Below are 19,452 nucleotides of genomic sequence, written 5' to 3'. Positions count from 1 at the left end.
CGAGTAGGACAAATGACGAAGGACAAATGACTAATCACCAATCACTTTAGCCAAAGCTGCTTTAGCGGCGGCTTGTTCTGCCGCTTTTTTAGAGCGTCCTTGTCCTTCACCCAATTGTTGACCTTTAAACCAAACTTGGGCAGTAAAACGATTCTCGTCTGCCTCAATGGGATTGGTTTCGGTAAGGCGATATTCGGGTAAAGATTTATAGTGAGCTTGAGTCCATTCTTGGAGAGCATCTTTATAGTTTTGGCGGGCGGGATCTTTAAGAATATCTTCAGTCAATCGCTGAAAATGAGGATCAAGCCAAGGGCGAATTAATTCTAAGGTGTGGGTACTCAGATAGAGTGCGCCAACGATCGCTTCAAAGGCGTCAGCCAGCCGTGACATCTCACCTCTAGGATCAGCCGCCGCGCTGGGAGCCAGGAGCAAGTATCGCTCCAGTCCATACTCTTGAGCCAATTGAGCCAAGACGCGATCGCTCACCAACACGGAACGAATTGCCGCAAAGTCACCGACTGAAGCGTTGGGATAGGTTTCAAATAATAACTCTGAGGCAGCCATTCGCACCACCGCATCCCCGACAAACTCCAACTGATCATAGTTCACATCACGGGACATACTGGGATGAGTCAGCGCCAAGTCAAGCTTATCCCATTGAACAGGCGCATTATCCAGTAATCCGAGCTTTTGCACTAATTTTTGCAGTTGTTTTTGTCGTCTGGGGTCAATGGTCATCGAAAAAACGGATTGGTAAGGGGATAGACGGAACCCCCTGTCATTTATGTATGGGGAGGAGTCCATGAATAAGGGCGGGTTTTGTTGTTCAGTTATTAGTGACAAGCTAGCTTGAGTCCCTAAACCCACCCCTACAATAAACTTATGACTAGAAGGGAGAGAGTTGGACGTAAGCCGGGTTCTGTTCTCCTATATCACTAGGAGGGTAGTTATCTATCTGGGACGCCTGTTACCAGACGCCTCTAGCGGCTCTTGAAGCAGGAACTGGTAAAAGACCAACCGTAGTTCCTAACGACCTTGCACCCAACCGGGGTTTACCGAGCCAGCACCTCTCGATGCTGCTGGTGCGCTCTTACCGCACCTTTGCACCCTTACCAACTTGTCGTATGTCCTTTGTCTTATGTCCTTGGTTATAGACATCAGACTAGGGACTAATGACAAATTGGCGGTATGTTTCTGTGGCACTATCCTCACGGTTGCCCGCACTGGGCGTTACCCAGCAAGTTTGGTCTTTCGGGAGCCCGGACTTTCCTCAGATTCACCACTTGGGTGAATCCGCAACCACCTGCGCCGACTCTCTCCTTAGTGATCTATTTTAATCGCCGTGGGCTATTTATTGGGGCGGAACACCGTAATTATTTTGGTTGTAAGGCGAGAACCAGTGCTTTTTGCCAGGACAGATTTTTGGCGATGAACTGACAGCGTAGGTTGCAGGTACGTCCTTTTGTATTTGCTTCCGATATCTTTAAGAATAAACGCAAGTAAAAATAGTCGTTTTTGTCAGCCGCTGCTTGTAGGTTTTTAGGGGAAACAAGAGGAGAACCTATCTTTTCATCGCTAATCTCTTCTTTTAGGGTTTGACCCGGAAGAATTGTACTTGGTGATTGAGAAGCTGCCTCATTTTTGCCGGGAATTACGCGGATGGCTCGCCGAATGCGCTTATCGAAATCACTGATAAAACACTGTTTCCAATCAATTTCAACGAAAACATCTTTGGATTTATTTTCAATACTCATGGATAATCGTTTCAGTTCATCCAATTCGTATTTATCGGCAAAGGAAAATTTTACGACTAGAAAGTCCTGTAGCTGATATTTGGACAAGTCTTGATTTAGATGAGCCGCATCGGTTTCAAATTTCACCAGCTTATCTAAGGACTGAAAGGCTTGGTTAAAAACTAAGGCAACAACAATAAAATAAACGGTTAAAACTAATATATTTCGGGCTAATTCTGTGGCAAAATCCATAAACCCCAAGACTCCTAATTAATACACAAAAGCAAGTAAATCCATGATCTGTTATTAGTCGTCAGCACTCAACCTTAATCATGTTTGGCAAAGCGAGAATCCTCGAACCAGCCGCGACGCCAGAAAAAGAAGCATAAAGACGCCGCGATCGCGATCATCACGCCCCAACAGACAAAGTATCCCCAACGCCAGGTTAATTCTGGCATATATTGGAAGTTCATCCCATAAACCCCTGCGATAAAGGTGATTGGGATGAAAACCGTGGACATTATGGTCAAGACTTTCATCACCTCATTCATTTTATTGCTGACGGAGGACAAGTAAACATCCATTAAACCCGAAGCCAATTCCCGATAGGTTTCTACCATATCAAGTACCTGAATCGTGTGGTCATAACAGTCCCGTAGATAAATGCGAACATCTGAACTAATCAAATTACTACCGTCGCGAATTAATGCATTAATCGCACTGCGTTGGGGCCAAATTGAACGGCGTAATGCCAGTAATTCCCGCCGAACCTGGTAAATTTTCTCCAGGGTTTGGTGATTAGGGTTGAGAATCACTTCATCCTCTAACGCTTCGATGCGTTCCCCATAGTCTTCCAGCACTGGAAAAAACCCATCAATGATCGCATCCAAGAGCGTATACGCCAGATAATCCGCACCCGCTTGCCGTATTTTACCTTTATGTCCCCGAATTCGAGCGCGTACTGGTTCAAAACAATCCCGTTCTGGTTCCTCCTGAAACGTTAGCAAATAGGATTTCCCTAAGACAAAACTCACTTGCTCAATCCAAAACCCATCTTCTGTGGGTTTAGGCATGACCATCTGGGCTATAATTAATAACTGGTCGCTGTAATCCTCCACTTTGGGACGCTGCGGAACATTAACCACATCCTCCAATAGCAAGGGATGTAACCCCACAATTCGCCCCAAGCCTAATAAAATATCTTCACTACCTAACCCCTGAATATCCAGCCAAGATACGGAATCGCTTGTCAGATAAGGAGTACAGGCGTCTGCGGTTAAATTGGTTACCCGATTGGCGTGACTTTCATCGTAGTCAATCAGAACGATGAATGACGGACAAGCATCCTCATCAATGCTTAAGGTTCCCGGTAAACTCCCCGGCTCATCATAGAAATACTCAAATAGATCTTCGTCATCATCGTCATCATTGGATCTTGTGGCTAACTTGCTCCCTGGAAAATGTCGTTGTGTCATTTAGCGCTCCTGAGTGTTTATCCTTAGGGTAAGGATTATTCCGTGACTTGGCACAAATTCATTTTAATCCATTCAACTTCTTCTTTTAATCCCCCAGTATCCATCCAACCAACATATCCAGCAAATTTACAGTTATCTTGAGCGTCACAAACATAAACATGATGCACTTGAAGAGGATTGACAACGAGGTATAGGATTCCACTACTATCTGTGAAATTGAGCGGCTGTAAACTTCTATCGATCGGACTATCTTTGGTAAAATCCAACATTTTCTTGGTCATACCGCGAACTTTATATAAACGATTAATCACATCTCGGATAATTCCTTGACTCCCCAGAATATTAGACGTAATTATATTAGCAGTTTGGGAACAATGCCAATAAGAACCATGAGCATCAGCGACACCTAATGCAAGTGCTGCTTCAAATTGACCAATAGCACGGGCAGCTTTTTCAGCTAGATTAGCATCAGTCGAGATATATTCATCTCGAAAAAAGATGTTATCAGAGGGTTGAAGATTTAAGCTTGACCGCAGCGGATAAGCAACCAAATCTGAGGAATGAATGATATTCCGCCATCTTAGGGGTTGGTTTTGATCACAATTTGCAAATTGTTTAAGTTTATCTGGACTAACCTCTAACATCATATTCAAGAACAAAATCGGTGATCCCATGGTTGTGATGCTTTTGAGATGTACTTTTCTCCTTGGTTCAGATTGGCTTAAGCCATGAATCACGGCGCGAATATCATGAGCTGGATCTTCAGTGCTGAATCTATCGGAAAATAAGATATCCCATAGGATAACACTTCCCAGCGAGTGAGTAATAATATGGAGTTCGGTTTCTGTAGGATTCTTAGTCAGAAAATCGGCTAGCTGTTGAGCAATTAGCTTTCTGATAGCAACACCCCGTTCAGGATTTAGGTAACTTAAAAAATCTCCGCCGAACTCCGATAGAAATCCTTCCCGAAATTCTCGATAGCGGAAAATATCATCTGGGCTAGTTTGGGGATATTCTCTCTTAAGTTCCTGCAAGTCTTGATGAATACAGTTCCATATCTTGCCAACATCTTTTAGGACATTTGCCCAAAAACAAGAATAAAAATGGGGACGAGATTGTCCTATTTGGTCAAACTCTTCCTGAATAAGACGTTGTAGTGGATCGGCATATCTGACGTTAGATGTGGCAACACCATGAATAAAAAATACGAGCATAGTTTAATCCTGATCTGTGATTACCTGATCTAGTGTTACCCAAAAAATAGGCGATCGGCAAATCTAAAACTGTGGACATCTGCTCCTACAAATATGCTGTAGGGGCGGGTTTAGCCGTTCACTTGGGATACTTTCGATAAGGTGTATGTCAAAACCCGCCCTCTAATCTGTTCGTCGGTCAATAAATATAATCTTATTTATAACATTGATAGGCAGGGCGGGTTTTGTATTCCAGTTAATATGAACGATCAAAGTTAATCCCTAAACCCGCCCTCTAATCCGTTCGTCGGTCAATAAATATAATCTTATTCATAACGTTTATAGGCAGGGCGGGTTTTGTATTCTAGTTAGTAGGAACGATCAAGGTTAATCCCTAAACCCGCCCCTACACATTAACGTAACCAATCTTGCTCTGTGATTACCTGATCCAGTGTTACCCAAAAAATAAGCGATCGGTAAGTCTCAAACTGTGGACATCTACTCCTACAAATCCTCGGTAGGGGCGGGTTTAGCCGTTCACTTGGGATACTGTCGATAAGATGTATGTCAAAACCCGCCCTCTAATCCGTTCTTCGGTCAATAAATATAATTTTATTCATAACGTTTATAGGCAGGGCGGGTTTTGTATTCCAGTTAATATGAACGATCAAAGTTAATCCCTAAACCCGCCCCTACACATTAATGTAACCAATCCCGCCCTCTAATCCGTTCGTTGGTCAATCAATATAATCTTATTCATAACGTTTATAGGCAGGGCGGGTTTTGTATTCCAGTTAGTAGGAACGATCAAAGTTAATCCCTAAACCCGCCCCTACACATTAATGTAACCAATCTTGCATGTCTAATTACCTCTTCCCCAATCAGCAATCAAAAAGCAGATCAAAATGAGGAACCGGGTTGTTTAAGAAACACCACTTCTTCCGGTGTACTTTCTCGACCTAGAATCGGGTTACGATGGGGAAATCGCCCAAAACGTTCAATTACCTTGAGATGGCGATAGGCGTAATCAATCGTACTGGCACTATCTGGATCATGTTTCAGTGTGGAAAATAACTCAACACACCGACGCTGGTGTGCTAAGTTCTCACTATGTTCATAGGGCATATAAATAAACCAACGCTGTACCGGGAGCAATTGTTGGTCAAAACCCTGTGACACCGCATGTTGGGCGATGGCTAAAGCTTGAGAGTCAGTAGCAAAGGCTTGAGGTTGACCCCGAAACATATTGCGGGGAAATTGATCTAACAGTAGAATCAGTGCCAGACAGCTATAAGGCAATTCCTGCCAGTGGTTGAGTTGACCCGTCGCCGCTTGTTGATACTCGTCCAAAAAGCGCGATCGCACTTCTTCATCAAAGGCTAAATTTTTGGTAAACCAAGCCTGACGCGGTTTCCCATACCCTGGATGATCTGGCTCTCCAAACCAAAACGCTAAAATTTTGTCCTTTGTCATTCGTCATTTGTCCTTTGTCATTACTGTAGGGACAACCCCCTTGCATCAATTAACAATTGCTTTCTACTCAATTGGGTGGGATCACCCTCTCCTCAACGTTCCCTGACATTCTCCCCATGGGGTGAAGAACGCGATCGCAACCGAGAATGAGCAAATGAAGCAATGGGTTAAGCTAGGAGTAAGTGGATCTAGGTTTCTAGCCAGGTTGCTCCTCACCCCCTAAAGCAACTGCAACCAGAATCTCTTTCTCCAAGCTGTGTCATCATTAAACCATTACGCTTTGTTGTCATGCCAGCGAAAAAAGAAAAGAAGGGATGTGGATGTGCTTCTATTCCCATTTCATTAATACTTGTTTTGTTTGGTGCTGGTTATTGGGGATTTATGCAGCGAGACACTCTACTTGCTCATCTCAATATCCGCCAATTTTTGCCAAATAATCAACAACATCAGCAACAACCCACTCCATCGAATCCTCAACCCCCAACCCCAACTGATTTAACTTCTACACCTAGTCCAAGCGCATCGGTTGCTGCTTCTCCCCTAGAACCCAGTCCGACTGAGACACCCACACCTAATCCCCAAGCTTCACCATTACCCACCACCCCCAAGCCATCGCCATCCCCTCAAACACCTTGGCAGAAAAAGGAAATCAGGGGAATTTATTTAAGTCGATATCAAGCCACGAATAATGCGACCGAAAAAATGATTCGTGAACGAGTCCGTTATTATCGCGCTCAAGGAATCAATACAATTATTCATGGAGTTTGGGGCAATGGTTGCACCATGTATCCCAGTGAGGTGATGCAGCAAACTTTCGGATACAACAGTTGTCCCAATGAGTTTCAAGAGCAATGGTTAGAGTGGTTGATTGATGAAGCGCACAAGCAGGGAATGGAAGTTCACGCTTATTTTGAGAAGGGAATTAAAATTGATAAAAATAGCCCGATATTTGACAGGGCGATCGCTCAACGATGGATTGTGCCTGGGGTAGATAAAACTTATGCGGGTATTGATCACTACTTACTGGATGTAGAATTGCCAGAGGTAGCGACTTTTTTCAAAAAGATATTAGTTGAGTTTGTGCAAAAGTATCCGACGATTGATGCTGTGCAGTGGGATGATTACTTAGGATATCATGCTGACTTACCCGGAAAAGTCGATCGCACAACCCATTTAACTAATTTTGTTCAGCAAATGATCGCTGACATGAAGAAAGCTAACCCAGCCGTTAGTTTTGACCTTTGCCATCATAATCCTTATTGGAGTAAACGCTATTTTGCGGCAGATTGGAAAAACTGGAATGTCGATCGAGCTTTTATTCAAGTTTATAACGACGACAATTTTCAGCAAGAGCTAGACTATGCCGAAAATTATGCCGGAGTGGCTATTTCTGATCAGCAGTTGTATCGTTTAAAAGAACTGGTGAATAACAGCAAAATCAAGAGCATTTTAGTATTCCCATCATCGGGGAAACCTGAAGAGGCGGCGGCTTCTATCAAAAAGTTTACTTCTATAAATCAATAACCACCTCAAGCTAGAGATTCCGAGAAATAAGATATAGTGCATAATGGCAGATATTTCTGCCTCTGTGCGAACCGCAGCCATGTTCCAGACATGCCATGGTATGTCTGAGAACTCCAAGGTACAGTTAAAAGGCAAAATAAACTAGAGGTAGGAGATAATGAAAGACTTTTTGCAAAACATTAGCCGATATCCCCGTTACCTGATTAGTATATCCTTGGGCATCTTCTTTGCCTTATTTGAACGCTTTAAGCCAGTCCTGAGTAATCCAGTGAGTGCGATCGCGCTCGTGGGTCTGGTTGTGGGGACGTTTCTGTTCCTAGTTTTCACCCTGCGTGCCATGCTAGGACTGAATCCAGTTTAGGAGATTAGGGAGTGAGGGAGCTGGGGAAGCTGGGGAAGCTGGGGGAGCTGGGGGAGCTGGGGGAGCTGGGGGAGCTGGGGGAGCTGGGGGAGCTGGGGGAGCTGGGGGAGCTGGGGGAGCTGGGGAAGCTGGGGGAGCGGATTACAAATGACAAATGACAAATGACAAATGACGTAGCTTGCTTCTCGCGAAGCGAGTATGACGAATGACGAATGATAAATGACTATTTAGTAAAGGGGGCGTTATGGCTACAAATCGCCGTGTGTCTAGGGTTTCCTCGCTGATTCAGCAGGAAGTCAGTCAAATGTTATTGCACGATATCAAAGATGACCGTGTTGGTGCTGGAATGGTCAGTGTTACCGATGTCGATGTTTCGGGTGACTTGCAACATGCCAAAATTTATGTCTCAATCTATGGCACCGAAGAGGCAAAATCGGAAACGATGGCAGGTTTACAATCAGCTACGGGTTTTGTCCGCCGCGAATTAGGTCGGCGGGTGCGCTTGCGTCGTACCCCAGAAGTCGTCTTTATTGAAGACCGAGGCTTAGAACGTGGCGCTCGTATGTTGACACTATTGAATCAACTCTCACAAGAACGTCGCCGTAAGGGACTCGATGATCAGTTTGAGGCAGAAAACGAGTGATATCATGTTTGTCTAACTTGCCACACGATGAAGCTGGGGGAGCTGGGGGAGATATTAGCTGTTCAGATTATTTCTGCCTTCTTGCACTAGGAGCCTTATGCCCTCTGCCCTCTGCCTGGGAGAGTACCAACGTGTAAGTATTTAACCAAACATGATATGAATTCCTTACCCGATATTGAGTCTCTCTCCTTGGCGCAGCAGGTGGCGCAGATGGTTGTGGTGCGGGCGTCTGGCTACCTGTTTGACCATCAAATTCAGTATCCGGCTTGGGAGCCTCCAGCCGCTAAATTGCAGCATTGGATACAGGATTGGGGCGTGGGCGGTGTGATTTTATTGGGTGCGAGTGCTGGAGAATTGGCACTGCGATCGCGACAATTACAAGAGTATGCCCCAATTCCCTTATTGGTTGCCGCTGATATTGAAGAAGGAGTCGGTCAACGATTTGCTGGGGCGACGTGGTTTCCACCACCGATGGCAATTGGGGCGATTGCCTGTGAGAGTCTGGATAAAGCCCAAAACCATGCTCGACACAAGGGGGTAATTACGGCTCAAGAAGCCTTAGCGATTGGGATTAATTGGATTCTCGCCCCTGTGGTTGATGTGAATAATAACCCGCAAAACCCGGTGATTAATGTGCGGGCGTTTTCTGACACACCGGAAACCGTGAGTCAATTGGCTTGTCAGTTTATCCGGGGAACCCAAGACTCTCCGGTGTTAACCACGGCGAAACATTTCCCTGGTCATGGGGATACGGCGATCGATTCTCATTTAAATTTACCGATATTATCTCATTCGCGATCGCGATTAGCCGAAATCGAGTTTCCCCCGTTTCAAGCGGCGATGGCGGCGGGTGTGGATGCGGTGATGACGGCTCATCTGCTGATCCCTAGCTTGGATGAGCAATTTCCGGCGACGTTATCCGAAAAAGTTTTAACCCAACTGCTGCGCCAAGAGTTGGGGTTTGAAGGGTTAATTGTCACCGATGCTTTAATTATGGGTGCGATCGCCAATCGTTATGGCGCAACGGAAGCCCCGGTAAAGGCGGTGGAAGCCGGGGCGGATATTTTATTGATGCCTGTTAATCCAGAAACCACGATTCAAGCCATCTGTGACGCAGTAACAGCGGGACGAATTTCCCGCGATCGCATTCTGGCATCTGTTGAACGAATTTGGCAGGCGAAGGCGAAGATTAGCAGGGGTGCAGAAGTACCAGTGAGCCGGAGTGATCCCTCTCAACCGTTATCATTTCTGAATCATCTCGCTCAACCGACGGCAATGCAGACGGTTACTCAGATCCTCCGCGATTCTCAACAAGTAGGCGGTTCCCTTCCCCTGCGCTCAAAACCGCTCCCCAATAGCTCCCAGGGACGTAACCTAATCATTGTGGATGATATTCTCACCTGTGATGTTTTGGGGCGAAATGCTCCAGCCGTTATCCTACCTCAACAGTTTGGCTACCAATTGCAATGGGTGGATCGCCATACGCCAGGGATATCCAGGGAGGAGAATGATCGGCTGATTCCCACGCTGCTACAGCTTTTTATTCGCGGTAATCCATTCCGGAATACGGCTGGATTAACCACCGTGGCGATGAATTGGCTACAGCAATTATTAAAAAATCAAATATTAGAGGCATTGGTGATTTATGGTAGCCCCTACATCCTAGAACAGTTCCGACCCCACCTCCCCGCCCAAACGCCTTATGTTTACTCCTACGGACAGATGCCAGAGGCACAGGCGATCGCACTTAAGGTATTATTTGATCAGATTGAATCTGGTTATGGGTTAACAGAATTTATTTAACTTTTATTAATTAGTTTGCCGCGATCCCGCTCCCTTTCTCAGAGACGGTATGAGTGTCAATTCCCTAAATTAACCACATGACTAGGGTTTCAGCCTGTAATCGGTAGCTAGCCGATGGGGATATAATTTTTATCTTTGGTAATTTTTATTCATAAATTGAATAACTTTGTAACCTCCTATACGGAACGAGATACCTTTTCAGGCTAGCCAAATTCGTTTATAGTTAGAACGTAGCTTGATATTTAGTCAGGATGATATCTATGAGTCCGATGAGCCTTCAAACCGTTCCCTCTACTCCTTCTGCTCCCTCTACTCCCTCGATTCGATATTCCATTGATGTGATTCAAGAAGAAGCACGTCAACTCGTGGAGAAAGGAGTAGTCAGCCGTCAGCAACCCATCTACGTTCTTTGTCAATACATTCCCGCTCGCGAATGGGTTTGTGTCGAATGCGAACTAGAGCTGTGCGATTTCTTGCTGAGAGACCGCATTGGTGATTTAATTGGTTCCGAAGAATGGGAAAATGATTAGATAGCCTCAGTTGAGAGGGATTTTGGCTCGGCGCTTATATATAGGGACTTGGACAAAATTTGCTCCGTAAACGTTTGTTATCGGTTCGTTGTCATTGGTTGTGTCATTGATGAATTGCCGAGTCAAGGACAAGTACGGATTTAGTTTGGCAAACCCTTTCATCATTAGGCTTCAGCCCTAGCTATTGCTCCTGATACAACCCTTAAAAAAGGAGACCGCTTAACAAAGCACCAATGTAATTGCATATTAAAATTTGGATAACCTGAAATAATGTAGGGGCGCATAGACATGCGCCCTTACCAATGTCTGACAACCGATCCCCTAACTAGGGCTTGCTGAATAAGTGGTGAGGTGAGGGGGAGCAGGGGAAGTAGGGGGAGCTGGGGGAGCTGGGGAAGCAAGGGTACATTTTCCCTGAGCAAGGTGATGCCATACTTATGAAGGATGCTACCCCATTTCCTGGCACTTTATCCACTGTCCATACGCCTCAAAGTATTGATGGATCAGGGTTTCCGGGTTGTGCAGTAAGCCCTACTTATTGTTGACTCGAGTCGGGATTACGCATCTGCTCCAACTCAGTACGGATCAGAGCAATTTGCACCGTCAGTTCTTCAAGTTCTTGTTGGGTACTTCTAGACGTGGTTCCCGTTGGTGGTGTTGAACCGCTATCGCTAGGTGTTGATGGTGTAGCTGAGTCTGTCGGTTGGTTCATTTGGCTGAACATCTGTCCAATCAAGCGTTGAGCCTCTTGCTCGGTTTTTTCGCCTTTTTTCGACAACTCAGCAACCTGTTGGTTGAAGTCTAAGTTGAGCAGGGACAGGTTTTCTTCCCGCTTTTGCTCATCTTGGAGACTTTCGATGAGGGAAGTGGTCGCCCCTAAGGATACACGAAAGCCAGTTTGTAAAGTGTCTTGGATATTGTTAGGATTCATAGCGTCAATAAAGTTGACCCGTTGCTTATTTTACAATACTTTACACTATCCAGCCGAAAGGCAAGGACGAGGAGCCGGAGATCTCTTGATTTTGGTCACTCATCAGCCAACTTGTTCGAGATACTGATTGACATCCTCAATCACCCGAGTCAGTTCAGCTTCCGTACTCAAACGGATGCGTTCATCCCTCAGTGTGATTAGAACTTTAGCCGCAAAGGGACTGGGGTAAATATTGGGATTGCAGAAAATTTCCAAGAAAACATCCCCAGTATATTGGTACTCTATTGGTTTTTGTGGACTGGGCTTGCTGGTACTGCCTGGGGCTTGAGCCGTAGCTTTTAAGGTTTGTACAAGTTGGGCAAGTGCCTTTTGTAAATTTTGGGCAGCTTCCGGTGTAAATTTGAATGATACAGACCCTTGAGCCAGATTGAGGGTAAGTTGAGCTGGAACCATGAGCAATAAATCTTAATAACGAGCGCTTACTGATAGAAGATGGTAATTGAGTCCCTCCGAAAATCTACCAAAGAATGAGACGTTTTGGCACACAATTCCTAGAAAAACTCGCAAGAAGCCGACAAAAACTTAGGGAGCTTGGAGAATTAAAAGCATTAAAGGACAAGAGTTTGAGTCATTTTCCTGACTAAACTAAGGATAGGGGAAATTCCTTATCGAGGGCAACTATCATGCCAGCAGACAAACGCGCTGAAATTCGCAAGGTATTGCTGATTACCCTGCTGTTGAATGTATTCGTGATGGTATTGAAAGCCGGTGTGGGCATTTTAACCGGATCTTTGAGTTTACAAGCTGATGCGTTGCACAGTGTCACCGATAGTGCCAATAATGTTTTGGGTTTAGTGGCGAATCGATTTTCGTCTCCTCATCCCGATCGCGAACATCCCTATGGTCATCAGAAGTTTGAAGCAGTAGGCGCTTTGGGGATTGCGGCGTTTTTGGGCATCGCCTGTTTTGAAATTCTCAAAAGCACAATCGAGAGGATTGTCAACGGTTTAACGCCAATCACGATTTCTGTGTCAGAGTTGTGGTTACTGCTGATTGTCTTAGGCGTGAATATTTTCGTTACCTTCTATGAAAGAAATGTGGGGAAGCGGGTGGGAAGTGCGATTTTGATAGCGGATGCTCAACATACGATGAGTGATGTGTGGGTAACGATTACGGTTTTGCTAGGATTGATTGGTATTTGGCAAGGAGAAGTATGGAATCTGCCCCAACTTCAGTGGTTGGATGTGATTCTCGCCTTTCCTGTCGCCCTGTTAGTCTTTCGCTGTGGCTGGGAAGTGTTAACGGATAACTTACCCTGGTTAGTTGATGAAGTCGCGATCGCACCCGAAGCGATTCAAGTCATTGTTATGCAAGTTCCTGGAGTCATCAACTGCCACGATATCGCCTCTCGTGGCGTTTTGGGGCGTCAAGTCTTTCTGGAAATGCATCTGATTGTTGATGCCAAAGACGTGGAAACCGCCCACCAAATTACCGAAGCGGTGGAGGATCGATTAGAAGAACGCTTTAATCCAGTGCGCGTGTTGATTCATGTCGAACCTCCAGCTTACGAGTCGGATCAGATAACCTTTTAACCCCTCAGCAGCCCTGGAAAAAGCCTGACTTTTCCACAGATATTGCCACTTTTCCACAGAAACCCGTTAGTTTTCCACAAAAGATAAGGAACTGTTAATCCCAATGTTTACTCTTCTTAACCAGAAGAGACGTTCCGGCAGAACGTCTCCACCACAGTTGGTTTGTCCTTAGCGATATGTATCCTACTATAGAAAACTGTTACTGAATTGATCGTTCAAGCAGATACCTGTTCGGTCATCTCGTCGCTGGTTGCTGAGGAGGCTTCTGCCAGACGTTTTTCCTTATCCCGCTTCCGTTTTTTCGCATAGAGTTGAATTGATGCTGCCATCGCAATCACCAGAGCAAAGATTCCCCAAGCGGTGATATCCGTAGGTAAACTATTCTTAAATACAGCCAGTAAAACAATCGCCACGAGTAGGACAGTCGGCGCTTCATTGAGGGCGCGAAACTGTTGACCCGTCCATTGACAGTCTCCAGAAGCTAACCGTCGCATCAACCGACCACAGTAAAAATGATACGCCAGCAAGACTAAGACGAACCCCAGCTTCGCGTGCATCCAACCGGATTTTAAAACCTCTGGTTCAGTCGTGAGTAAACCAATTGCCATGGCAACCGTCACCACCATTCCCGGTGTGGTAATGATGTTGTAGAGACGCTTCTCCATGATTTGATATTGATTTTTCAGAATCGTTTGCGCGGGTTCTGTTTCCTGAGAGGCTTCTGCATGATAGACAAACAGACGCACCAGGTAGAATAACCCAGCAAACCAGACAACAATGCCAATTAAGTGAAATGCCTTATACCAGAAGTAAGCCATAAATTATTCCTTTACAATTGCCAATTCCTTATTTTAAGATGGATTACGGCTTAAGGGACGAGTAACGTAAAGGACAAACAGGGTAAATAGTCCCACGCCAGCCACATATTTAATCAAATCGGGAACCAGAGGACTCGGCGAGAAAAAGCCTTCAATAATCCCAGCAATAATCAGCATGGGTACAATGCCAAAGACTAACTGGGCGGCTTGAGACCCATACACTTTAATCGCATCCACCCGACGATATTGTCCAGGAAACAGAATTCCTCGACCGATTAACAAGCCTGCACCCCCAGCGAGGAAAATGGCGGGGAGTTCCAGGGAACCATGAGGGAATACAAACGCCCAAAAGGGATATGCTAAATTATTTTGACCGACTAAGGTGGCGACAGCACCAATATGCAATCCGTTGAATGCCATCAAGAAGATCGTATAGGCACCTGCTGTAATGCCACCCGCAACCGCGCCAAAGGAGACGCGAATATTGTTAATCATAATATTGCTAGAGGCTAAGGGTTCAATACCCACAATCGAACCCATCCATAATTCTCCGCGATCGCGCACCTTCTCGATCAAATGATCCGGAACCACCAGCGACATAAACACCGGATCAGTCCAAGCCAACCACCACGCCACCAGCGCCGCCCCCAAAAAAATTGCTGTAGCTATGGCAGTGTAACCCCAGGTGCGCTGCACTACCTCTGGAAACCCCCAGCGACAAAACTGCCACACCGCTTGCCATTCCTGACGTCGAGAACCTTGATAAATTTGGTTATAGCCGCGAGAGGTCAACCGTTGTAAATCTTGCACCAGGAGAGTTCCCACCTGGTTGGTTCTTGCCCGGGCTAAATCTGCCGATACCGAACGATATAAACTCGCCAGTTCCCGAATTTCCGCCGCCTGTAACGACTTTAACCCTTTTTTTTCCACTTGCCGCAACAGAGTATCCAACCGCTTCCAATTGGGTTCTCGCCGCGCAATCCAACGTTGAATATTCATGAAATTTCACTGAAGATTCTGCCTAACTTAGCTTAAGATAGCTTTAAATTCAGCATTTCACCGATCAGGAGATGTTTAGCCAATGTCCCAGAATCCCGACCCCCGCCAATCCATGGGACCCTTGAGTGTGGGTAATGTAGTTAGCGCTGGCTTGGTGCTTTACCGTTCTCACTTACAGATGTATCTCGGTATTGCTCTTATCGCAACATTATGGTTAGCACCAGCCAACATAATCTTGTTTTTGCTGTCTTCAGCTTGGTCGGGAATAGCTTCTCCACTTCTACCATCTTGGTTACTCTTTTTAATTTGGATACCCTTGATAATTTGGGGATTGTCTAAATATTTGGTGAATTCGGCGTTAATATCGCGTTTAGCATTTGGGGAATTAATCAGTCAACCTGAACGGATGAGTGACGCTCGCCGTCAGCTTAATGACCGCAATTGGTCATTTTTTAGAGTGGCATTTCAAGTCGGACTGTTATTATTTTTAGTCTATATTGCCCTAGCTATTGTCGCCGTTTTAATGATGGTTATTTTCCGCATCATCATCGATTTAGTCTTGGGCGGACTCTTCGCTAATCCATTCACAGGTTCTGTCGTAGCAACAATTCTTGGTGGAGTCATTGCCGTGGTTATTCTTTTAGGTGGATTAACCTGGTTTTTTGCTCGGTGGCTGATTGCTGAAGTTCCTTTAGCGGTTGAAGAGGAAGTTAATGGAAAACAAAGTATTGATAGAAGTTGGGAGTTAAGTAAAAACTCAGCTTTCCGAATTCAAGGAGTCGTTTTAATTACATTCTTAGTTACCTTACCGATTCTGATACTGACGGGCTATGCACCGCAGATTTTTCTCCTACAACTTGAACCTGGATCAAGTCTGTACTGGATGGTTTATTTAGTTTCGTTTATTGCTAGTTTAGTGGGGGGAATTTTAGTCTTACCCTTCTGGCAAGCCATTAAAGCTGTGGTTTACTATGACCTCCGCAGTCGTCGGGAAGGATTGGGAATGCAGCTACGTTAAACTGAATAGCACACTCAATCAGCATTAATAAATCAATCGCCGAAACTTATGATATACGGTAGTGGCGTGGCACATCTTATTTGGTGGATTAGAATTACATCCATAAACTGTAGGGGCGCAGGTTGTGCGCCTAAAATCGACCAATATAATCCACTATTTTAGCTGTGTCAGTCCGCCATCGTGGGTTTCGACTTCGCTCAACCCACCAGCATACCAGTCAGTGGCATTCACGTTAAACTGATAAATTCTATTGACCATGCGCTTTTTTAACCGAATTACGCTGCAAACTCCAGAAAGTGTTGAACTGGAATTCACGCTCGCCGGAATCGGCAATCGAGCCTATGCCCTGTTAATTGACTATATTGTCTGGGGCTTAATTCTAATTATTTTCCTAATTGCGTGGGTATTTTTATCGATTCAATTTATTGATGTTATTGAAGATTTAATCGGCAGTGATACTCAGTTAGAGCTTTGGTTGGTTTCAATCCAACTCTTAATTTCATTTTTTATCTATGTCGGTTACTTTGTTTTCTTTGAAACCTTATGGCAAGGGCAAACGCCAGGAAAGCGCTATGTGAAAATTCGCGTCATTCGCGATGATGGCAGACCGGCGAGACTCCAGCAAGCGACGTTACGGGCTTTACTACGACCCGTTGATGATTTATTTTTTCTGGGAGTATTTTTTATCGCCTTAGGAAAACGCGAAAAGCGAATTGGAGATTGGGTTGCTGGAACCGTAGTGATTCAGGAAGAACAACCCCTTACCGCCGCCAACGTTTCGGTATCGGAATCAGCCACAACTCTGGCAAATCAACTCCAGACTCAAGCTGATTTATCTCGCTTATTACCCGATGATTTTGCTGTCATTCGAGAGTATTTGCAACGACGTGACGGGATGACAGCAGAAGCCCGCACCCAGTTAAGCCGACAACTGGCGAGTCAGGTGAAAGACATCATTGACCTGGAAAATGTGCCTCAAAAGGTGACGGCAAATGTCTTTCTTGAGGCGGTGTATCTGGCATATCAGCAGCAATCTTCTAGCCGTTACTCTGGATAAACTGAAAATCAGTGATCCAGATCATTGCCAGCAAAGGGCTGAACTCAAACCAATCGCTACCGCGATCGCTCAAACTGGGAATACTCGATCGGGTACTCGTGATAGACCTGGTGATAGAGTAAGCCTTTCAATGATCGCCCGATTGCGATTATCCTGAGAAAGGAGGGGTGCAAAACTCTATCGAATCCAATTTCAGAAAGGAAGCGCTCATCGGTTGGTTCACAAAGCGCTTTGACTGATACTGGGTGCTAGGATGCCATAGAGTGAATAAAGGCGCGAACAGCGAACATGGAGGGAATTCGTGATGCATTCAACACCGATTGATTGTTAGCTTGCCGAATTAGCAGCGACAATAAAGTTAGATTAATGTGCAAATTGCAGTCTCGTTGGATCAGATGGCTTACGCTGACAACCTAGATAAAACTCTCATGACCGATCTTATACTTAGTGGGCGCTACCGCGTTATTCGTCAGCTTGGAGCGGGTGGGTTTGGAACCACCTTTCTCTCAGAAGATCAACAATTACCAGGTCATCCTTGGTGTGTTGTCAAGCAACTGAAGCCAAAAACCACTGATCCGGCGATGTTGCAGACAGCAAGACGTTTATTTAATACCGAAGCCGAGGTTCTGTACAAATTAGGAAACCATGAGCAAATTCCACGACTGTTTGCTCACTTTGAAGAAAATCAAGAATTTTATTTAGTCCAAGAGTTTATCGAAGGTGATAGTCTATCTAAACTTTTACCCCAGGGTAAGCCATTAAAAGAAGCAATTGTTATTCGGCTATTACAAGAGATTTTAATGATTCTGGAATTTGTTCACCAGCATCAAGTGATTCACCGGGATCTCAAACCCGCCAATATCATCAAACGCAAATCCGATAATAAAATTGTTTTAATTGATTTTGGCGCGGTTAAACAAATCAGTACTCAACCTGTGGAAACTCATGAACCAACGGCGCTGACGATTGCCATTGGTTCAGCCGGCTATATGCCCAATGAACAATTAGCCGGAAAACCTCGCTTTAGCAGTGATATCTATGCGGTGGGGATGATTGGTCTCCAAGCCTTGACCGGATCACACCCCAAACAATTGCCCCAAGACCCTGAAACCAGTGAATTTAGCTGGCGCAATCAACTCAATATTAGCCCAGGACTTGGTTATGTCATTGATAAAATGGTGCGCTATGACTTCCGTCAGCGTTACCCTTCCGTCACAGCTGTTCTGGCTGATCTGAATAATTTAAGTCATTACAATTCGGGTATCATTACATTCCCTGCTGGGAAAGGGAACCTTGGGCAAAGGGGGAAAACCCCAGCGTCAAAATTGACCGATATGCCCACTCGGATGTTAAAGAAAACTAGCGGAGCAACGGGTCAGTCGGGCATGAGAAATTCTGCCCAATCGTTGACCGGAACCGGAGAAAATTCGGCAGCGACATCGCGCAAACATCCTCGAAATTCAGCCGTCAACAATCCCACATCAGAGACAAATCTTGATAACCAAGATGCTACGGCGCAATGGGATTATGCTCCGGACGCACCAACGCAGATTATCAAGGATGAATCGGAGGCGAGTCCCCGGAGAGCGGTTGCGTCCAAGTCCAATCCCTCTAAATCCTTCTCCCCAGCCCAAAAACCGATTCAGTCGAATTGGCTCAATCTGCTGAAAGGGAAAAAAGCAAAATGGATAGCAGCCGTTGGCTTGCTGATTGTGGGAGTAGCGGTGACTCCTTTCTATGTGTATTGGCAACAGCGTCCGTTTTCTAATCAGGTTTCTTCTCCATCTACAGACACCGCCAACGATAGCGAGTCAACTGTCTCAGAGAATCAAAACACTGCAAAATCTACCCTATCTCCCAATGAACCTCAACCGATTTTACCCACCCACACTATCCTGACTCCCTCACCATTACCCCCGATTGATTTAGCGGGAGAATTAGAGGCAAAATCGTTTATTAATTCGGTGAATAAAAGCCAACAAATTTTCTATTTACAACATGAAAAATTTGCCTCTAGCTTCGAGGAGTTGGCAATTCCCTTGCAATCACAACCTGAATCTTACCAGTATCAGATCGTCTCCGCGAATCAACAGGAGGCGCTGGTTACGGCGCAAGCAAAAAAACCGGATTTAAGGAGTTATACCGGAGCAGTGTTTGTCACTGGAGAATCAACGAGTGATCAAATTTGTCAAACGAATCAACCGTCAAAAACGCCTCCGAGTCAACCTGAAGTGGTGGAGAATACGATTCAATGTCCGGCAGGTTCTTCCCCACTATCCCAAAAAAGTAATCAGTCATAACA

General features: G+C 45.2%; 19 protein-coding genes and 1 other RNA gene. 10 read left to right on the top strand and 10 right to left on the bottom strand.

Going from position 1 to position 19,452, the window contains the following annotated elements; genetic code table 11:
* Positions 1-30: 30 nt before the first annotated feature.
* The 6 genes from rnc to RH949_RS02870 all read right to left on the bottom strand — a co-directional run bounded on the left by rnc (position 31) and on the right by RH949_RS02870 (position 5,874).
* Entirely contained in the window at positions 31-738 is a 708-nt protein-coding gene (gene rnc, locus RH949_RS02895; protein WP_446351864.1) for a ribonuclease III, read from the bottom strand.
* 154 nt (positions 739-892) lie between these two features.
* Positions 893-1,317: RNase P RNA component class A (gene rnpB, locus RH949_RS02890), an RNA gene on the bottom strand.
* 56 nt (positions 1,318-1,373) lie between these two features.
* On the bottom strand, positions 1,374-1,985 hold the full coding sequence (locus tag RH949_RS02885) for a hypothetical protein (RefSeq protein ID WP_446351863.1): 612 nt from the start codon (positions 1,983-1,985) through the stop codon (positions 1,374-1,376).
* A gap of 74 nt (positions 1,986-2,059) precedes the next feature.
* Entirely contained in the window at positions 2,060-3,208 is a 1,149-nt protein-coding gene (gene corA / locus RH949_RS02880) for a magnesium/cobalt transporter CorA (protein ID WP_446351862.1), read from the bottom strand.
* Between the two features lie 35 nt (positions 3,209-3,243).
* Positions 3,244-4,422 carry a hypothetical protein gene (locus RH949_RS02875; RefSeq protein ID WP_446351861.1) on the bottom strand — a complete coding sequence of 393 codons (1,179 nt, stop codon included), beginning with the start codon at positions 4,420-4,422 and terminating at the stop codon, positions 3,244-3,246.
* Positions 4,423-5,301: 879 nt separating this feature from the next.
* On the bottom strand, positions 5,302-5,874 hold the full coding sequence (locus tag RH949_RS02870; protein ID WP_446351860.1) for a DUF924 family protein: 573 nt from the start codon (positions 5,872-5,874) through the stop codon (positions 5,302-5,304).
* Positions 5,875-6,162: 288 nt separating this feature from the next.
* Here RH949_RS02870 and RH949_RS02865 point away from each other — a divergent pair, with 288 nt between their 5' ends.
* From RH949_RS02865 to RH949_RS02845, 5 genes are all read left to right on the top strand, one after another.
* The gene (locus RH949_RS02865; protein ID WP_446351859.1) at positions 6,163-7,398 is read left to right on the top strand and encodes a family 10 glycosylhydrolase; all 1,236 of its coding nucleotides are present in this window, start codon (positions 6,163-6,165) and stop codon (positions 7,396-7,398) included.
* 157 nt (positions 7,399-7,555) lie between these two features.
* On the top strand, positions 7,556-7,759 hold the full coding sequence (locus RH949_RS02860) for a DUF751 domain-containing protein (protein WP_446351858.1): 204 nt from the start codon (positions 7,556-7,558) through the stop codon (positions 7,757-7,759).
* A 244-nt stretch (positions 7,760-8,003) separates the two neighbouring features.
* The gene (rbfA, locus tag RH949_RS02855; RefSeq protein ID WP_006100005.1) at positions 8,004-8,402 is read left to right on the top strand and encodes a 30S ribosome-binding factor RbfA; all 399 of its coding nucleotides are present in this window, start codon (positions 8,004-8,006) and stop codon (positions 8,400-8,402) included.
* Between the two features lie 156 nt (positions 8,403-8,558).
* A complete protein-coding gene (locus tag RH949_RS02850; RefSeq protein ID WP_446351857.1) occupies positions 8,559-10,205 on the top strand; it encodes a glycoside hydrolase family 3 N-terminal domain-containing protein in 1,647 nt (548 codons plus the stop codon).
* Between the two features lie 269 nt (positions 10,206-10,474).
* The gene (locus RH949_RS02845) at positions 10,475-10,735 is read left to right on the top strand and encodes a DUF4327 family protein (RefSeq protein WP_044206360.1); all 261 of its coding nucleotides are present in this window, start codon (positions 10,475-10,477) and stop codon (positions 10,733-10,735) included.
* 535 nt (positions 10,736-11,270) lie between these two features.
* Here the strand turns inward: RH949_RS02845 and RH949_RS02840 are convergent.
* Positions 11,271-11,666: a hypothetical protein gene (locus RH949_RS02840; RefSeq protein ID WP_446351856.1), complete on the bottom strand. Its 396-nt coding sequence runs from the start codon at positions 11,664-11,666 to the stop codon at positions 11,271-11,273.
* Positions 11,667-11,768: 102 nt separating this feature from the next.
* Positions 11,769-12,119 (bottom strand): hypothetical protein, encoded by a 351-nt coding sequence (locus tag RH949_RS02835; RefSeq protein WP_006100292.1) that lies wholly within the window; start codon positions 12,117-12,119, stop codon positions 11,769-11,771.
* A 230-nt stretch (positions 12,120-12,349) separates the two neighbouring features.
* On the opposite strand from RH949_RS02835, the gene RH949_RS02830 reads away from it, so the two are divergent.
* Positions 12,350-13,258, top strand: coding sequence for a cation diffusion facilitator family transporter (locus RH949_RS02830; RefSeq protein ID WP_446351855.1), 909 nt, complete (start codon positions 12,350-12,352; stop codon positions 13,256-13,258).
* Between the two features lie 215 nt (positions 13,259-13,473).
* On the opposite strand, the gene hemJ is transcribed toward RH949_RS02830, so the two are convergent.
* Complete coding sequence (gene hemJ, locus RH949_RS02825; protein WP_006100166.1) at positions 13,474-14,076, bottom strand: protoporphyrinogen oxidase HemJ; 603 nt, start codon at positions 14,074-14,076, stop codon at positions 13,474-13,476.
* A 33-nt stretch (positions 14,077-14,109) separates the two neighbouring features.
* Positions 14,110-15,075: a stage II sporulation protein M gene (locus tag RH949_RS02820; RefSeq protein WP_446351854.1), complete on the bottom strand. Its 966-nt coding sequence runs from the start codon at positions 15,073-15,075 to the stop codon at positions 14,110-14,112.
* 82 nt (positions 15,076-15,157) lie between these two features.
* Here RH949_RS02820 and RH949_RS02815 point away from each other — a divergent pair, with 82 nt between their 5' ends.
* From RH949_RS02815 to RH949_RS02800, 4 genes are all read left to right on the top strand, one after another.
* On the top strand, positions 15,158-16,093 hold the full coding sequence (locus RH949_RS02815) for a hypothetical protein (protein WP_446351853.1): 936 nt from the start codon (positions 15,158-15,160) through the stop codon (positions 16,091-16,093).
* A gap of 256 nt (positions 16,094-16,349) precedes the next feature.
* Positions 16,350-17,150, top strand: coding sequence for an RDD family protein (locus RH949_RS02810; protein WP_446351852.1), 801 nt, complete (start codon positions 16,350-16,352; stop codon positions 17,148-17,150).
* Positions 17,086-17,307, top strand: a complete 222-nt coding sequence (locus RH949_RS02805) for a hypothetical protein (RefSeq protein ID WP_446351884.1) — start codon at positions 17,086-17,088, stop codon at positions 17,305-17,307. The genes RH949_RS02810 and RH949_RS02805 overlap by 65 nt, the downstream gene beginning before the upstream one ends.
* 271 nt (positions 17,308-17,578) lie before the next feature.
* A complete protein-coding gene (locus RH949_RS02800) occupies positions 17,579-19,450 on the top strand; it encodes a protein kinase domain-containing protein (RefSeq protein ID WP_446351851.1) in 1,872 nt (623 codons plus the stop codon).
* Positions 19,451-19,452 lie beyond the last annotated feature (2 nt).

It is taken from the genome of Coleofasciculus sp. A1-SPW-01 (genome assembly GCF_040217205.1).
GTDB classification, from domain to species: Bacteria; Cyanobacteriota; Cyanobacteriia; order Cyanobacteriales; family Coleofasciculaceae; genus Coleofasciculus; species Coleofasciculus chthonoplastes_A.
This window is presented reverse-complemented; position numbering and strand designations above follow the sequence as displayed.

Excerpts from the sequence above, each read along its gene's own strand:
- rnc (WP_446351864.1), bottom strand. The coding sequence starts at position 738 with ATGACCATTGACCCCAGACGACAAAAACAACTGCAAAAATTAGTGCAA.
- RH949_RS02885 (WP_446351863.1), bottom strand. The coding sequence starts at position 1,985 with ATGGATTTTGCCACAGAATTAGCCCGAAATATATTAGTTTTAACCGTT.
- corA (WP_446351862.1), bottom strand. The coding sequence starts at position 3,208 with ATGACACAACGACATTTTCCAGGGAGCAAGTTAGCCACAAGATCCAAT.
- RH949_RS02875 (WP_446351861.1), bottom strand. The coding sequence starts at position 4,422 with ATGCTCGTATTTTTTATTCATGGTGTTGCCACATCTAACGTCAGATAT.
- RH949_RS02870 (WP_446351860.1), bottom strand. The coding sequence starts at position 5,874 with ATGACAAAGGACAAAATTTTAGCGTTTTGGTTTGGAGAGCCAGATCAT.
- RH949_RS02865 (WP_446351859.1), top strand. The coding sequence starts at position 6,163 with ATGCCAGCGAAAAAAGAAAAGAAGGGATGTGGATGTGCTTCTATTCCC.
- RH949_RS02860 (WP_446351858.1), top strand. The coding sequence starts at position 7,556 with ATGAAAGACTTTTTGCAAAACATTAGCCGATATCCCCGTTACCTGATT.
- rbfA (WP_006100005.1), top strand. The coding sequence starts at position 8,004 with ATGGCTACAAATCGCCGTGTGTCTAGGGTTTCCTCGCTGATTCAGCAG.
- RH949_RS02850 (WP_446351857.1), top strand. The coding sequence starts at position 8,559 with ATGAATTCCTTACCCGATATTGAGTCTCTCTCCTTGGCGCAGCAGGTG.
- RH949_RS02845 (WP_044206360.1), top strand. The coding sequence starts at position 10,475 with ATGAGCCTTCAAACCGTTCCCTCTACTCCTTCTGCTCCCTCTACTCCC.
- RH949_RS02840 (WP_446351856.1), bottom strand. The coding sequence starts at position 11,666 with ATGAATCCTAACAATATCCAAGACACTTTACAAACTGGCTTTCGTGTA.
- RH949_RS02835 (WP_006100292.1), bottom strand. The coding sequence starts at position 12,119 with ATGGTTCCAGCTCAACTTACCCTCAATCTGGCTCAAGGGTCTGTATCA.
- RH949_RS02830 (WP_446351855.1), top strand. The coding sequence starts at position 12,350 with ATGCCAGCAGACAAACGCGCTGAAATTCGCAAGGTATTGCTGATTACC.
- hemJ (WP_006100166.1), bottom strand. The coding sequence starts at position 14,076 with ATGGCTTACTTCTGGTATAAGGCATTTCACTTAATTGGCATTGTTGTC.
- RH949_RS02820 (WP_446351854.1), bottom strand. The coding sequence starts at position 15,075 with ATGAATATTCAACGTTGGATTGCGCGGCGAGAACCCAATTGGAAGCGG.
- RH949_RS02815 (WP_446351853.1), top strand. The coding sequence starts at position 15,158 with ATGTCCCAGAATCCCGACCCCCGCCAATCCATGGGACCCTTGAGTGTG.
- RH949_RS02810 (WP_446351852.1), top strand. The coding sequence starts at position 16,350 with ATGCGCTTTTTTAACCGAATTACGCTGCAAACTCCAGAAAGTGTTGAA.
- RH949_RS02805 (WP_446351884.1), top strand. The coding sequence starts at position 17,086 with ATGTCTTTCTTGAGGCGGTGTATCTGGCATATCAGCAGCAATCTTCTA.
- RH949_RS02800 (WP_446351851.1), top strand. The coding sequence starts at position 17,579 with ATGACCGATCTTATACTTAGTGGGCGCTACCGCGTTATTCGTCAGCTT.